This window comes from Microbacterium sp. 10L49 (assembly GCF_056395125.1).
In genome coordinates this window covers 79,008-93,324 of sequence record NZ_JBFTIW010000001.1, presented here as the reverse complement: position 1 = coordinate 93,324, position 14,317 = coordinate 79,008, and the positions used below count along the sequence as shown (strand labels likewise).

The following is a 14,317-nucleotide window of genomic DNA, read 5'->3' as shown; positions in this document are numbered from 1 at the left end:
CTGAGAGCCGGCGGCTCGGTCAGCGGATGGTCGGGCTCGGCAGGCCTTCGGCCGTCGGCGGAGCCTCCGCCTGCACGGGAGCGGTCTCCTGTGCCTTCGGTTCTACGCCTGCACCCCCGGGCTTGGTCGCGGTGGCGGGCGGCGTGTCGTGGACCAGGGCGTTCGGCACCGCGTTCGAGCCGGTGGGGTTGACCGTGGAGGCCCACGGCGCAGCCCCGGCGGCGCCGATGACTCCGCCGTCGCTCAGCCGCAGATAGCTTGCGCTGCCGCCGACCACGAGCCCGAGCTTGCTCGCCTCCGCGGCGAGGGACTGCGGCGAGCTGATCCCGTCGAGGTCCTGCGCGGCGGCCTGCGCCTGCCAGGTGAGCTGCTTGTTCTGCTGGGTCAGCTTCGCGACCGCGAACGAATCCTGCGTGGTCGCGATGGTCAGGGCGATCTGCGCGCCGGCGATGAGGGCCGCTCCGACGAGGGCGACGATGGCGTACGCCAGACGTGGACGGCGGCGTCGGGAGGGGCGTTCGATCGCTTGGAGGTGCCGCGAGCGCTGCGGCTCGTCGAACTCGGGCTGCAGCAGGGCGTTCTCGGCCAGGCTCATCGCGCGGCCCTCCTCTGATCGTCTCTCACACGTTCTGCAGCGCGCAGGCGCACCGGGATGGCACGGGGGTTGGCGGCGCGCTCCTCCTCGTCGGCGAGTTCCGCACCCTTGGTCAAGGTCTTGAACCGCGGTGCGTGCTCCGGCAGCTCCACCGGCAGTCCGGCGGGAGCCGTCGAGGCGGAGGCGGCGGCGAACGCGTGCTTGACAAGCCGGTCCTCCAGGGACTGATACGACATCACGACGATGCGCCCGCCCAGGACGAGGGCGTCCATGGCGGCGGGGATCGCGTCCGCGAGCACGTTCAGTTCGCGGTTCACCTCGATGCGCAGCGCCTGGAACACGCGCTTCGCCGGGTGCCCTGCGCGCGCCACCGCAGCAGGGGTCGCGTCCTGCAGCACCTCGACCAGGCGTCCCGAGCGCTCCAGCGGCGCAGTCTGGCGTGCCTGCACGATCGCCCGGGCGTAGCGTCCGGCGAGCTTCTCCTCGCCGTAGCGCTCGAAGATCCGGCGCAGCTGGCCCTCGCTGTAGGTGGCGAGCACCTCGGCGGCGGTGACGCCGCTCGACTGATCCATCCGCATGTCCAGCGGCGCGTCCTTGGCATAGGCGAAGCCGCGCTCGGCCTCATCCAGCTGCAGCGAGGAGACACCGAGGTCGAACAGGATCCCCGACGCACCCTGGGCGTGAGTGCCGATCGCGTCGTAGACGGTGTGCACGAGAGTCACGCGATCACCGAAGCGGGCCAGCCGCTCCCCTGCGATGCGCAGCGCGTCGGTGTCGCGGTCGAGGCCGACCAGCCGGATGTTGGGCAGGCGCTCGAGGAACGCCTCGGAGTGCCCGCCCATGCCGAGCGTGGCGTCGACGAGGACCGCCCCGTCGTGCTGCAGCGCAGGAGCAAGCAGCTCGACGCAGCGCTCGAGCATCACCGGGGTGTGTATGCGACGGATGTCCATGGTTCCTTCGGCCTTCCGGTCCCTGACCCTGATCCCCATCCGCTCGACCCGGCACCGGGGAAGGTGCGCCGGGGCGGGAGCGGCTGGGAGTCACAGTCAGGGGTCGGCTCAGAACAGGCCGGGGATCACCTCCTCCTCGAGTTCGGCGAAGGCGTCCTCGTGCCCCTCGGCGTACGCGTTCCACGCGGCCGCGTCCCAGATCTCGGCGTGCGCGCCGACGCCGGTGACCACCAGCTCCTTGCCGAGGCCTGCGTAGGTGCGCAGGTGGGCGGGGATGGTGATGCGGTTCTGGCTGTCCGGCATCTCGGCGCTCGCTCCCGAGAGGAACATGCGCAGGAAGGCGCGTGCCTCCTTGTTCGCGAGCGGCGCCTGACGGATGCGCTCGTGCACGCTCTCGAACTCGGCGGTGCTGAACACGTACAGGCAGCGGTCCTGTCCGCGGGTGACGACGATGCCGCCGGCCAGATCCTCGCGGAATTTGGCGGGGAGGATGACGCGGCCCTTGTCGTCGAGCTTGGGGGAATGCGTGCCGAGCAACATGCGCCTATCCCCCTTTCGCCGCCGTTTCCTCCACTTTACTCCACTTCCCTCCATTCCGATACCTATTCCTGTCTCGGAAAGCAAGGGGCAGAGCACGAAGAAGGCCCCCGATCCGCGAGATCATGCGGAACGAGGGCCTGTGGAGTGAAGTGGAGGGGATGGTGGAGGACAGAGGAGGACTCCGGGCGAATGGACAGCCGGGGGACGACAGAGGGTCCGGACGCCGAGGCGTCCGGACCCTCACAAGGTCATGGTGACGAGGTCAGCGCTCCTCGTGCCGACGGTCCCACCGATCGTTCATGCGATCCATGAACGACGGGGACGGTTCTTTGCTCTTGGTGCCGGGCGCCCCGTCGTCTCCGACGCTGTGGTGGACCGGCGTCAGGGCGAGCATCAGTCCGCCGAGCATGGCGGCGAACGCCACCACGCCGATGATGATCCCGCCGATGTTGCCCACCACGACGCCCACGATCAGGCCGCCGACGCCGGCGAGCAGCAGCACGGCTCCGTAGATGAGATTGCGATAGCTGAGCGCGCGGTCTCCTGCATGCGCGGAAACGACGTCGGCGTCGTTCTGCATGAGATGGCGCTCCATCTCATCGAGCAGGCGCTGCTCCTGTTCGGAGAGTGGCATTTCATCCCCCTCGGGTGGTCTTCCACCCAGTCTACGCGTGCCGGGATGCCCCAGGGTAGGGATTCGCCTGGGAGTTGGGCATCACCCTGCAGAAAGCGGTCCGGTTCCGTACGGTGGCGCTGAGTAGGCTGATCCAGTGGCATCCTCAACCGCTGTGATCGACCAGGTCTCCGCTCGTCTCGACGCCTTCGTCGCCCGGGTGCGCGAGGAGACCGCGACGTACGGCCCCGATGCCGCAGCCTTCGTCTCATCCGCCGAGGCGACGCTGCGCGGGGGCAAGCGCCTGCGTGCGCGATTCTGCCATGCCGGATGGGCCTCGGTCGCCGGCCTCAACGGGATCGACGCTGCGCCGACCGCGCTCTGGGACGCCTGCGCGGCACTCGAGGTGTTCCAGTCGGCCGCGCTCGTGCACGACGACCTGATCGACAACTCCGACACCCGCCGGGGCCGGCCGTCCGCACATCGAGCGCTGGAGGCCGCGCACGTCGGACAGGGGTGGAGCGGCAGCGCCGTGGAATTCGGCCGCGCCGCCGCCGTGCTGCTCGGCGATCTGCTCGTGGCGTGGAGCGACGACCTGCTGGAAGCGGGGATCTCGGCGAATCCGCACGCCGACGCCGTCCGCACGGAATACGCCCGGATGCGCCGCGACGTCACGATCGGGCAGTTCCTGGACATCGCCGAGGAGTCGGCATGGAGCGTGAACGCCGACGACGGCCATTCCGAACGCGCCCTGCGCGTCGTCTCGCTGAAGGCGGCGCGATACAGCGTGGAGCAGCCGCTGCTGATCGGGGCGGTGATCGCTGGTGCCGATCGGGCGCAGCAGGCCGCGCTGCGCGCGTTCGGGCATCCGCTCGGTATGGCGTTCCAGCTGCGCGACGACGTGCTCGGCGTCTTCGGCGACGAGCAGGTCACCGGCAAACCGGCCGGCGACGACCTGCGCGAGGGCAAGCGCACCCTGCTCATCGCATGGACCCGCCAGGCTCTGGCGCCGCAAGGGCGGCGTCTCGTCGACGAGCTGCTGGGAGACCCGCAGCTCACCGCGGATCAGATCGCGAGCCTGCAGGCCATCATCATGGAATCCGGAGCGCTCGCTCGCATGGAGCAGCTCATCGTGGAGTACGCCGAGGCGGGCGAAGCGGCGCTGCAGGAAGCGCCACTGGATGCCGGAGCGCTCGAGCTGCTGCGCGGACTCGCCCGCGACGCCACTCAGCGCACGGCCTGATTCCGGCGGGGTGCTGCCCGACGATCCCGCCGACCACCGCGTCGACCGAGATCAGTACGCGGGCGGCCGAACGCGAGCCCGTGGGATCAGGCCAGACCGCGTGCGACCCGGCGCACCTCGCTCTTGTGGCCGTCGCGCAGAGCGGCGATCGGGGCGCGACCGATCGACTCCTCCTCGGCGAGCAGCCAGTCGATCACCTCGTCGTCGCTGAACCCGGCGTCCCTGAGCACGATGATCGTGCCGCGCAGCGATCCGATCGGCTGGTCATCCTTCAGGAACACGGCCGGAACCGCGAGCGGTCCGTTGCGCCGCGATCCGACGAGATGCTGCTCGTCGAAGAGCCGGTGCACACGCCCGAGCGGCTCACCGAGGATCTCGACGAGTTCGGGGAGGGTCAGCCATTCGGCCGTGGAGGCCGCCGTTTCCGTTTCAGACACTCAGCAATGTTCTCATCCCCGCGGCCGGACGGAGGTCACGGGCTTCGATTCACCGTTTGATCTCACCTTTAACATTCATCACTTCAGTTGACTTGGATATGCATCCGTGACACCGTCGTAGGGCCGATGCGCGACGTGGCGCACCGGCACCAGACGTCAGAATCGGGGGATCCATGACGACCACATCCAGTCCGCGCCGCGCTCTCGGCCTCACTGTGCCGACGGTGCTGCTGACCACCGTGGCGACCGCACTCGTGGCGACGCCGGCCCAGGCTCACACACCCGCCCGCATCCCTCTGCCTCCCCTGACCGCGCTGCCGACCGGCGCGGTCGCGGCTGCCCTCGCCGCGAGGACTGCGCCGGCCGAACTCGTGCCTGTCACCTCCTACACCGTGCAGGACGGGGACACCCTGTGGGACATCGCTCAGGCCCACGGAACCACTGTCGCCGCCCTGTACGCGGCCAACGGGCTCGGATCCGATTCGATCATCTACCCCGGCCAAGTGCTCTCCCTCGGCGGAACGGCGCCGGCGCCTGCCCCTGCCGTGGCCGAGTCGGCGACGCCCGCTCCCGCGGCGGACACCACCGGCCCCGGTTACGACGTGGTCGCCGGCGACACGCTGTGGTCGATCGCGCACGAGCACGGGATCACGCTCGCCGAGCTCTACGCGGCGAACGGCCTCTCCCCCGACTCGATCATCTACCCGGGTCAGACGCTGCGCTTCTCCGCCCCCGCGCCGGCTCCCGCTGCGGTCGATCCCGCACCCCAGCCCGCAGCGGACACCTACACCGCCCCGCAGGTCGTGCTCGACGACGTGCAGACGGCCAACGCGCAGCACATCATCCGCGTCGGTCGTGAGCTGGGCGTGAGCGACCGCGGCATCGCCATCGCCCTGGCCACGGCGATGGTCGAGTCCGGCCTGGTGAACACGCCGTCCGGGGATCGCGACTCGATCGGCTTGTTCCAGCAGCGCCCGAGCACGGGCTGGGGCACGCCGGAGCAGATCGCCGATGCGGACTACGCGATCAGGGCCTTCTACCTGGGCACCCCGCACACGAACGGGCTGCTGGACATCCCGGGCTGGGAGGGCCTCGGCTTCAGCGAAGCCGCACAGGACGTGCAGATCTCCGCGTTCCCCGCCCGCTATGGGCTGTGGGAGCCCCAGGCGGACGGCTGGCTCGCCGCACTCGGCTGAGTCACCGCGGGATCCGCTCCCCACGAACGGAAAAGCACGCGCACGCGAGCCGTTCCCCGGGCTCTCAGCGAGTTCTCCATAGACTCTTGTCGTGACGACCAGCCAACAAGCCGACCCCCTCATCGGGCGGCTCGTCGACGGTCGCTACCGGGTCCGCGCACGGATCGCGCGTGGCGGCATGGCCACCGTGTACGTCGCCACCGACCTGCGGCTCGAACGGCGCATCGCGCTCAAGGTCATGCACGGTCACCTCAGCGACGACTCCGTGTTCCAGAGCCGCTTCATCCAGGAGGCGCGCGCGGCCGCGCGCCTCGCCGACCCGCACGTCGTCAACGTCTTCGACCAGGGCCAGGACGGCGAACTCGCCTACCTGGTGATGGAGTACCTGCCCGGGATCACGCTGCGCGAACTCATGCGGGAGCAGCGCCGGCTCACCGTCCCGCAGACCATCACGATCATGGACGCGGTGCTCTCGGGCCTCGCCGCCGCGCACCGCGCCGGCATCGTGCACCGCGACGTCAAGCCCGAGAACGTGCTGCTCGCAGAGGACGGCCGGATCAAGATCGGCGATTTCGGCCTGGCCCGTGCAACCACGGCGAACACCGCCTCGGGCGCGCAGCTGATGGGCACGATCGCCTACCTCGCACCCGAGCTCGTGACGCGCGGCACGGCGGACGCCCGCAGCGACATCTACGCGCTCGGCATCATGCTGTACGAGATGCTCGTCGGCGAGCAGCCCTACAAGGGCGAACAGCCCATGCAGATCGCATTCCAGCATGCGACCGACTCGGTACCGCGCCCCAGCGTGCGCAATCCCGGTGTGCCGGAGCAGCTCGACGAGCTCGTGCTGTGGGCGACCGAGAAGACGCCGGACGAGCGGCCGGACGACGCACAGGCGATGCTCGACCGGTTGCGCGTGATCGAGCGCGAACTGGGCGTCACCCCCGCCCCGACGACCGCGAAGACCACGGTCGTGCCGATGCGCGACACCGGGGATCAGACCCTGGTGCTGCCAGGCCTCCCCACCACGACCGCCCCGGCCCCGGCGGCGGAGGCGCCGCTGGACAATGCGACGCTGCTGCGTCGCCGTACGGCGCACCGGCGCTCGCGAGGTGCGCTGCTGCTGGTGCTCGTGCTGTTGCTGGCGGTCCTGGCCGGCGGAACCGGCTGGTGGTTCGGATCCGGTCCCGGCTCGAAGATCTCGGTGCCGGGGGTCGCAGGCAAGACCTGGGAGGTCGCCGCAGCGGCGATCACGAAGGAGGGGCTCACCCCCGTCCAGGGCAGTGAGAACTCTCTCGATGTGCCGCAGGGGCAGGCGATCCGCACGGATCCCGCCGCGGGCTCCCGCGTGGACAAGAAGGCCCGCGTCAGCGTGCTGATCTCCGCCGGGCCCGCCAAGCACGACATCCCGAAGCTCGACGCGATGACCGAGGATCAGGCGAAGAAGGCACTCGCGCCGTTGCACCTGAAGCTGCAGGACTCCGTGGCCCTGTTCTCCGGCGCCGACAGCGGCCTGGTGATCAACGCGGAGGTCACGCCTCGCTCGGGCGCCGCCGGCTACGAGTGCGGCGAGGGCTGCAGCATCTACGAGGGCGATCAGATCCGCCTGCTGACGTCACTGGGGCCTGTCCCGGACGTGTCGGGCCTCACGGTGGACGACGCCACGAACAAGCTCAAGGCCGTGGGACTCGGCGTCGACGCGGGCTCGGTGTCCTCGTACAGCGACGGCGTGCCGAAGGGCCGCGTGATCGGCATCGGCGACCGCGAAGGCGGCGGCAACTGGCGCCCCGGAGACACGATTGTGCTGAACGTGTCCAAGGGACCGGAACCGGTCACGGTGCCCGACGTCGTCGGCAAGAACCTCGCCGAGGCCATGCAGACCCTCACGAACGCGGGCCTGAACCCGCAGACGAGCGTTCCCGAGATCGCGTGGAGCCTGTTCCAGGTGACCGGGACGGATCCGAAGGCCGGCGTCAGCGTCGACAAGAACTCGACGATCCGGGTGAAGGTCTCGGGCTGACCGACGACGCCCGCCATGCGCGTGGTGGAGTGGTCGAGTGGTCCGCGAACCGGATGACACCCGCGAGACCGCGCGATCCGCGGGGCCACCCGCCGGTACGGCGAAGGCCCGGCACCGCTGCGCGGGGGCCGGGCCTTCGAACGGGCGTCAGCGCTTCTCGAGCTCCTCGGCGACGAGGAAGGCCAGCTCGAGCGACTGCATGTGGTTCAGGCGCGGGTCGCACAGCGACTCGTACCGGGTCGCGAGGGCGGCCTCGTCGATCTGCTCGGATCCGCCCAGGCACTCGGTGACATCATCGCCGGTGAGCTCCACGTGGATGCCGCCGGGGAAGGTGCCGACGGCGCGGTGCGCCTCGAAGAACCCGCGGACCTCGTCGACCACGTCGTCGAAGCGACGGGTCTTGTACCCGGTCGGCGTGGTGATGCCGTTGCCGTGCATCGGATCCGTGACCCACAGCGGCTGCGCACCGGAATCCTTCACGGCCTGCAGCAGCGGCGGCAGCGCCTCGCGGATCTTGCCGGCGCCCATGCGGGTGATGAACGTGAGCCGGCCGGGCTCGCGGTTCGGGTCGAGCTTGTCGATGAGGGCCAGCGCCGTGTCGGTCGTCGTGGTGGGACCGAGCTTCACCCCGATGGGGTTGCGGACCTTGGAGAAGTAGTCGACGTGCGCGCCATCCAGCTCGCGGGTGCGCTCACCGATCCAGAGGAAGTGCGCGGAGGTGTTGTACGGCGTCAGGGTCCGCGAGTCGATGCGCGTCATCGGCCGCTCGTAGTCCATCAGCAGGCCCTCGTGGCCGGTGAAGAACTCGACGCGCTTCAGCTCGTCGAAGTCGGCGCCCGCCGCCTCCATGAACTTGATCGCGCGGTCGATCTCGGCCGCCATGCGCTCGTAGCGCTGGTTGGCCGGGTTCTTCGCGAAACCCTGGTTCCAGGAGTGCACCTCGCGGAGATCCGCGAAGCCGCCCTGGGTGAACGCGCGGATCAGGTTCAGCGTCGACGCCGCGGTGTGGTACCCCTGCAGCAGTCGCGCCGGGTTCGCCTCGCGGGAGCCTTCGGTGAAGTCGTAGCCGTTGACGATGTCGCCGCGGTATGCGGGCAGCGTCACGTCGCCGCGGGTCTCCGTGTCGCTCGAGCGCGGCTTGGCGAACTGCCCGGCCATGCGCCCCATCTTCACCACGGGCATGGACGCACCGTACGTCAGCACGACCGCCATCTGCAGCACGGTCTTGATGCGGTTGCGGATCTGGTCGGCGGTGGCGCCGGCGAAGGTCTCGGCGCAGTCGCCGCCCTGCAGCAGGAACGCCTGCCCGGACGCCGCGCGGGCGAGGCGCTCGCGGAGGTTGTCCACCTCGCCGGCGAACACGAGCGGCGGGAGCGCCGCGATCTGCGAGGAGACCTCGGCGACGCGCTCGGCGTCAGGCCACTGCGGCTGCTGCTTGATCGGGAGGGCGCGCCACGAGTCGAGGTCGAGAGGCTGAGGCATCCCCCCATCCTAGGGTGCGGGGACGGGTACGGATCGCTCTATGAAGCCCGCGCGGATGACGCCTGTGCGGCGAGGCGGTCCTTGACGGTCGAGGCGTAGACGTCCTCGTAGTGCTGTTCGCCCAGCCGCTGCAGGGCGATCATGATCTCGTCCGTCACCGAGCGCAGGATGTAGCGGTCGTTCTCCATGCCCGCATACCGGGAGAAGTCCAGCGGCTCCCCGATGACGATGCCCACGCGCATGATCTTTGGGATGCGCTGCCCGGTCGGCATCGCGATGTCGGTGTCGACCATCACCACGGGGATCACCGGGACCTTCGCCTCCAGCGCCATCCGCGCGATGCCGGTACGGCCTCGGTACAGCTTTCCGTCGGGGCTGCGGGTGCCCTCGGGATAGATCCCCAGCAGGTCGCCGCGCCCGAGCACCCCCAGCCCGGTGTTCAGTGAGGCCTCGGAGGCCTTGCCTCCCGAGCGGTCGATGGGCAGCTGCCCCGTGCCCTTCATGAACATCCGCGTCGCCCAGCCCTTGAGCCCGCGGCCTGTGAAGTAGTCGCTCTTGGCGAGGAAGGACATCTTCCGATCCAGCATCAGCGGCAGGAAGATCGAGTCGGAGAAGGACAGATGGTTGCTCGCCATGATCGCGGCACCCGTCACCGGCACATGCGCTCTGCCGACGATCCACGGACGGAAGATCGCCTTCACCAGGGGGCCGATGGCGATGTACTTCATGAACCAGTAGATCATCGCCCGCAGTCTATCCCGCTACCGGGATGAGGACGAGAGGCGGGTTCTTTGCTTGCGACGCAGTTTCACCGATCGTGCGACTGAATCTCACGCATGATGCCCAGACCCCAGGCGCCGCATGGCATAGACTCCTGGGAAGCATGTACGCGTCCGGCCCCGAAGGAGTTGCCGTGGTCCAGTTCGAAGTCCCCGCGATCGTGAAAGCCGCACCCGAGGACAACATCACCGACCTCCTCGAGCAGCGGGTGCAGAAGACCCCGAACCTCGCTCTGTTCTCGGTGCCGGACGGCGCCGGATGGCGCGACATCACCGCGGCCGAGTTCCGCACCGCCGTGATCGCCCTCGCGAAGGGATTCGTCGCCGCCGGAATCCAGCCCGGCGAGAAGGTGGGCTTCCTCGCCCGCACGACGTACGAGTGGACGCTGGTGGACTTCGCGCTGTTCTACGCCGGTGCCGTCATGGTTCCGATCTACGAGACCAGCTCCCCGTCGCAGATCCAGTGGATCATGGAGGACTCGGCAGCGATCTCGCTCATGGTCGAGTCGCCCGAGCACTTCACCCGCTTCGACGAGGTGCGCGGCGACCTGCCGCTGGTCCGCGAGGTGTGGCAGATGCACCTCGGCGCGATCGCCCAGCTCACCGCCAAGGGGACCGAGGTGCCCGACGAGGAGATCGAACGCCGCCGCGTCATCGCGAACGGCGCGGACATCGCCACCCTCATCTACACCTCGGGTTCGACCGGGCGGCCCAAGGGCTGCGTGCTCACGCACAGCAACTTCGTGGAGCTGTCCCGCAACGCCGCGAAGTCGCTCGATGACGTCGTCTCGATCCAGGGCGCATCGACCGTGCTGTTCATCACCACGGCGCACGTGTTCGCCCGGTTCATCTCGATCCTCGACATCCACGCCGGCGTGCGCACGGGGCATCAGCCCGACACCAAGCAGCTGCTCCCGGCGCTCGGGTCCTTCAAGCCCACCTTCCTGCTCGCCGTGCCGCGCGTGTTCGAGAAGGTGTACAACTCCGCCGAGCAGAAGGCAGAGGCCGGCGGCAAGGGCAAGATCTTCCGCGCCGCTGCGGCGACCGCGATCGAGCACTCCCGCCTCGTCGAGGAAGGGGCGAAGATCCCGCTCGGCATGAAGATCAAGTTCGCGCTGTTCGACAAGCTCGTCTACGCGAAGCTGCGCGAGGCGATGGGCGGCAACATCCAGTATGCGATCTCCGGATCCGCGCCGCTCGGCGCACGCCTGGGCCACTTCTTCCACAGCCTCGGCGTGGTGATCCTGGAAGGTTACGGCCTCACCGAGACCACCGCCCCCGCCACGGTCAACCTGGCGGACAAGTCGAAGATCGGCACTGTCGGTCCCGCGCTGCCCGGAGTCGGCATCCGCCTCGCCGACGACGGCGAGATCGAGGTGCGCGGCGTCAACGTCTTCAAGGAGTACTGGAACAACCCCGAGGCCACCGAGGCCGCGTTCCACGACGGCTGGTTCCGCACCGGCGACCTCGGTTCCTTCGACGACGAGGGGTTCCTGACGATCACCGGCCGCAAGAAGGAGATCATCGTCACCGCGGGCGGCAAGAACGTCTCCCCCGCCGCGCTCGAGGATCCGATCCGCGCCAACCCGATCGTCGGCCAGGTGGTCGTCGTCGGCGACCAGAAGCCGTACATCGCGGCACTGGTCACGCTCGATCCCGAGATGCTGCCGACCTGGCTGGCGAACAACGGGCTCCCCGCGGACATGTCGCTCGCCGACGCCGCCGCGAACGACGCGGTCCGCGCCGAGGTGCAGCGCGCGATCGACGTCGCCAACACCCGCGTGTCCCGTGCCGAGTCGATCCGCAAGTTCACGATCCTGCCCTCGGAGTGGACCGAGGCGAGCGGGCACCTCACGCCCAAGCTCTCGATCAAGCGCAACGTCATCATGAAGGACTTCGCCCCGCAGGTCGCCGCGATCTACAACGAGACCACCGCGACCACGACGGTGCCGCTGGGCTGACGGCAGGCGCATGAGGAAGGGCCCCGGGGCTTCCCGGGGCCCTTCCTCATGCGTTCAGAACCAGGTGCTCTCAGAACCAGGAGCTCTCGCGCACCTCGCGCATGGCGATCTTGCGGGTCTCCGGATCCAGCCGGGAGAGGTACACCTTGCCGTCCAGGTGGTCGGTCTCGTGCTGCAGAGCCTGGGCGAGGAGCCCCTCCCCCTCCAGCACCACGGGCTCGCCGTCGAGGTCGATCCCCTCGACGCGCGCCCACGGATGGCGCAGCGCGTCGTGCCAGAGGCCGGGCACGGACAGGCAGCCCTCGCCGGTGGGCACCGGGTCGCCGCGCACCTCGACCAGCACGGGATTCAGCACGTAGCCGATGTCGCCGTCGATGTTGTAGCTGAACGCACGCAGCGCCACGCCGATCTGAGGGGCGGCGACCCCGGCGCGCCCGGGGAGCTCGACGCTGTCGACCAGGTCGGCGACGAGAGCGCGCACGCCGTCGTCGATGGTGCCGATCTCGGCGCACACCGTGCGCAGCACGGGGTCTCCGAACAGCCGGATCTCACGGACCGCCATCAGGCCGCCTGCGCCCTCAGGCCCTCGACCACGATCGCGGCCAGCTCCCGCGCCGCCTGGCGCGTCTCCGGCTGCAGCGCTGCGAAGGTGATCGCGCTTCCCGCCGCGATGCGGGCGTCGTACGGGAGGCGCAGCACGTGCGCGACTCGAGTGCGGAAATGCGCCTCCAGCTCGCCCAGACGCACCATGGGGGACCCCGGAGTGGACTGGTTGAGCACCACGACGGCATCGCGGACCTTGGCGGCATAGCCGTTCGCCTCGAGCCAGGTGAGCGTCTCGGATGCGAGCCGCGCCTCGTCGACGCTGAGTCCGGCGACGATCACGAGCGTGTCCGCGCGGTCCAGGATCGCGCCCATCACCGAATGGACGATGCCGGTGCCGGTGTCGGTGAGCACGAGCGAGTAGTAGTGCGCCGCGACCGAGGCGACCTGGTCGTAGTCCTCGTCATTGAACGCCTCGGAGACCCGGGGATCGGCGTCCGATGCCAGCACATCAAGGCGGGTGGCGTCGCGCGATACCACGGCGGAGATGTCGTGATAGCCGGTGACCTGATCGTGGATGCGCACCAGGTCACGCACGGTCTTGCTGTTGGTGCGCGCGATGCGATCGGCGAGGGTGCCGCGGTCGGGGTTCGCGTCGACGGCGATGACCCTGTCCTCCCGCGCATCGGCGAGTGCCATACCGAGCAGCGCCGTCACCGTGGTCTTGCCGACGCCGCCCTTTCGGCTCAGCACCGGGACGAACCGGGCCGTCCCGGACAGCGGCGAGGCGATGCGCGCGCTCAGCGCCTTGCGCTGCTGGGCGCGCTTGCCGTCGCCGAGGTTGATACGGCGGCCGGACACCGTGTAGAGCAGGTGGCTCCACAGCCCTTCCGGCTCCGGGCCCGCGAGCCTGCTCGCATCCAGCAACCGGTCGGCCGTGAGCAGGTCCGCGCTCTCCCGCTCCCGGTCGCCGAGCTGATCCAGCCGACGCGAGGTGAGGTCGGGGTCGGACGCGCGAGCGTGGTCGTCGGTCATGATCTCCTCCTCCTCCGTCGCCGCCGCAGCGACGGTCGGCGCGGTGTTCACATCGAGCGCCCGGACCGGCGCGGGGCTCGTCCCGTCCACGGCGTGGAGCACCAGCTCCGCCGGCACGACCGACGCGACAACGGGCTCGACGGAGCTTTCGTGGTCGGCGACGGCGCCGGTGTCCTCCTCGGCTTCGACGTCGGCGACAGGCTCGGCATGCTCGCCCACCTCGACCGCCTCCGCATCATCGTCGACCGGAAACTCGACCTCGCCGGCGTTCACGTCCTCGGCGATCCCGTCGAAGGCGGTGCCGTCGAAGGCGGTGTCGAAGTCCGGGGCATCGACCTGGTCGTCGATCGGATCCACGACCGTTTCCTCGGCAGCCACATCCTCGACAGCTGCTTCCTCGGCAGGCGCGTCCTCCTGCACCGCGGGCTCGTCGGAGGCCGCCGCCTGCGGCGACGGATCCGCGGACCCGGAGGCATCGCCCTCGACCCCGCCGGCGACGTCATGGTCCCGCGCCGTTGCATCTTCGACGAGCTCAGCGACCACGACCTCCTCGGCCGCGACCGCCGGGATCTCGATCACGATGTCCGAGATGCCTGCGCCCTGATGGATCCTCCCGATGCCGTCGTCCCCTCGGACGAGGTCGGCGGGATCGGCGTCGAGCACGAGGTCGGCGAACGCCTCCCCATCGGTGACGTCGTCGTCGACGAGATCATCGTCGTCCGGGACCGGCAGCGCGACGGGGACCTGTGCGGTCGACTCGCCGAGCAGCCCGATGTCCGCCGTGCCGATGGCGCCGGTGCTGTCGAGGACGCCGAGAGCGTCCTCGGCCTCTTCGTTCTGTGTATTCCTGCGTTCTGTGCTCATGATGCTTCTCCCCCGTGATACGCCCTGTCGGCGCGCATCACAACGCCCAAGGTTAGTGC

General features: G+C 69.6%; 13 protein-coding genes. 4 read left to right on the top strand and 9 right to left on the bottom strand.

All coding sequences use genetic code 11. The features are described 5' to 3' along the window. Positions 1–19: 19 nt before the first annotated feature. The 4 genes from ftsL to AC1DCT_RS00450 all read right to left on the bottom strand — a co-directional run bounded on the left by ftsL (position 20) and on the right by AC1DCT_RS00450 (position 2,719). The gene (gene ftsL, locus AC1DCT_RS00465; protein WP_441978096.1) at positions 20–595 is read right to left on the bottom strand and encodes a cell division protein FtsL; all 576 of its coding nucleotides are present in this window, start codon (positions 593–595) and stop codon (positions 20–22) included. Further along, positions 592–1,545: a 16S rRNA (cytosine(1402)-N(4))-methyltransferase RsmH gene (gene rsmH, locus AC1DCT_RS00460; protein WP_441978095.1), complete on the bottom strand. Its 954-nt coding sequence runs from the start codon at positions 1,543–1,545 to the stop codon at positions 592–594. Before rsmH ends, ftsL begins: the two co-directional genes overlap by 4 nt. Before the next feature lie 108 nt (positions 1,546–1,653). Further along, positions 1,654–2,085 carry a division/cell wall cluster transcriptional repressor MraZ gene (gene mraZ, locus AC1DCT_RS00455; RefSeq protein WP_440731431.1) on the bottom strand — a complete coding sequence of 144 codons (432 nt, stop codon included), beginning with the start codon at positions 2,083–2,085 and terminating at the stop codon, positions 1,654–1,656. A 262-nt stretch (positions 2,086–2,347) separates the two neighbouring features. Continuing rightward, entirely contained in the window at positions 2,348–2,719 is a 372-nt protein-coding gene (locus AC1DCT_RS00450) for a DUF3040 domain-containing protein (protein ID WP_440731430.1), read from the bottom strand. Between the two features lie 136 nt (positions 2,720–2,855). On the opposite strand from AC1DCT_RS00450, the gene AC1DCT_RS00445 reads away from it, so the two are divergent. Continuing rightward, on the top strand, positions 2,856–3,941 hold the full coding sequence (locus AC1DCT_RS00445) for a polyprenyl synthetase family protein (RefSeq protein WP_477229277.1): 1,086 nt from the start codon (positions 2,856–2,858) through the stop codon (positions 3,939–3,941). Between the two features lie 86 nt (positions 3,942–4,027). Here the strand turns inward: AC1DCT_RS00445 and AC1DCT_RS00440 are convergent, their stop codons facing one another. Continuing rightward, the gene (locus AC1DCT_RS00440; protein WP_441978093.1) at positions 4,028–4,378 is read right to left on the bottom strand and encodes an Rv2175c family DNA-binding protein; all 351 of its coding nucleotides are present in this window, start codon (positions 4,376–4,378) and stop codon (positions 4,028–4,030) included. A 173-nt stretch (positions 4,379–4,551) separates the two neighbouring features. Here AC1DCT_RS00440 and AC1DCT_RS00435 point away from each other — a divergent pair, with 173 nt between their 5' ends. Beyond that, the gene (locus AC1DCT_RS00435; protein WP_441978092.1) at positions 4,552–5,574 is read left to right on the top strand and encodes a LysM peptidoglycan-binding domain-containing protein; all 1,023 of its coding nucleotides are present in this window, start codon (positions 4,552–4,554) and stop codon (positions 5,572–5,574) included. A gap of 91 nt (positions 5,575–5,665) precedes the next feature. Further along, positions 5,666–7,594, top strand: coding sequence for a Stk1 family PASTA domain-containing Ser/Thr kinase (pknB, locus tag AC1DCT_RS00430; protein ID WP_477426934.1), 1,929 nt, complete (start codon positions 5,666–5,668; stop codon positions 7,592–7,594). A gap of 147 nt (positions 7,595–7,741) precedes the next feature. On the opposite strand, the gene AC1DCT_RS00425 is transcribed toward pknB, so the two are convergent. Together AC1DCT_RS00425 and AC1DCT_RS00420 are read right to left on the bottom strand one after the other, a co-directional pair. After that, positions 7,742–9,076: a class II 3-deoxy-7-phosphoheptulonate synthase gene (locus AC1DCT_RS00425; RefSeq protein WP_440731425.1), complete on the bottom strand. Its 1,335-nt coding sequence runs from the start codon at positions 9,074–9,076 to the stop codon at positions 7,742–7,744. 38 nt (positions 9,077–9,114) lie between these two features. Then, positions 9,115–9,819, bottom strand: coding sequence for a lysophospholipid acyltransferase family protein (locus AC1DCT_RS00420; protein ID WP_440731424.1), 705 nt, complete (start codon positions 9,817–9,819; stop codon positions 9,115–9,117). Between the two features lie 140 nt (positions 9,820–9,959). Here AC1DCT_RS00420 and AC1DCT_RS00415 point away from each other — a divergent pair, with 140 nt between their 5' ends. Beyond that, positions 9,960–11,816 carry an AMP-dependent synthetase/ligase gene (locus AC1DCT_RS00415; RefSeq protein WP_477426932.1) on the top strand — a complete coding sequence of 619 codons (1,857 nt, stop codon included), beginning with the start codon at positions 9,960–9,962 and terminating at the stop codon, positions 11,814–11,816. Between the two features lie 70 nt (positions 11,817–11,886). Here AC1DCT_RS00415 and AC1DCT_RS00410 read toward each other — a convergent pair whose 3' ends face one another. Together AC1DCT_RS00410 and AC1DCT_RS00405 are read right to left on the bottom strand one after the other, a co-directional pair. Then, entirely contained in the window at positions 11,887–12,378 is a 492-nt protein-coding gene (locus tag AC1DCT_RS00410; protein WP_440731422.1) for a peptide deformylase, read from the bottom strand. After that, the gene (locus AC1DCT_RS00405; protein ID WP_477426930.1) at positions 12,378–14,258 is read right to left on the bottom strand and encodes a MinD/ParA family ATP-binding protein; all 1,881 of its coding nucleotides are present in this window, start codon (positions 14,256–14,258) and stop codon (positions 12,378–12,380) included. The genes AC1DCT_RS00410 and AC1DCT_RS00405 overlap by 1 nt, the downstream gene beginning before the upstream one ends. Positions 14,259–14,317: the final 59 nt, after the last annotated feature.

Coding starts and splice junctions, on each gene's coding strand:
- ftsL (WP_441978096.1), bottom strand. CDS start 595: ATGAGCCTGGCCGAGAACGCCCTGCTGCAGCCCGAGTTCGACGAGCCG.
- rsmH (WP_441978095.1), bottom strand. CDS start 1,545: ATGGACATCCGTCGCATACACACCCCGGTGATGCTCGAGCGCTGCGTC.
- mraZ (WP_440731431.1), bottom strand. CDS start 2,085: ATGTTGCTCGGCACGCATTCCCCCAAGCTCGACGACAAGGGCCGCGTC.
- AC1DCT_RS00450 (WP_440731430.1), bottom strand. CDS start 2,719: ATGCCACTCTCCGAACAGGAGCAGCGCCTGCTCGATGAGATGGAGCGC.
- AC1DCT_RS00435 (WP_441978092.1), top strand. CDS start 4,552: ATGACGACCACATCCAGTCCGCGCCGCGCTCTCGGCCTCACTGTGCCG.
- AC1DCT_RS00425 (WP_440731425.1), bottom strand. CDS start 9,076: ATGCCTCAGCCTCTCGACCTCGACTCGTGGCGCGCCCTCCCGATCAAG.
- AC1DCT_RS00420 (WP_440731424.1), bottom strand. CDS start 9,819: ATGATCTACTGGTTCATGAAGTACATCGCCATCGGCCCCCTGGTGAAG.
- AC1DCT_RS00415 (WP_477426932.1), top strand. CDS start 9,960: ATGTACGCGTCCGGCCCCGAAGGAGTTGCCGTGGTCCAGTTCGAAGTC.
- AC1DCT_RS00410 (WP_440731422.1), bottom strand. CDS start 12,378: ATGGCGGTCCGTGAGATCCGGCTGTTCGGAGACCCCGTGCTGCGCACG.
- AC1DCT_RS00405 (WP_477426930.1), bottom strand. CDS start 14,258: ATGAGCACAGAACGCAGGAATACACAGAACGAAGAGGCCGAGGACGCT.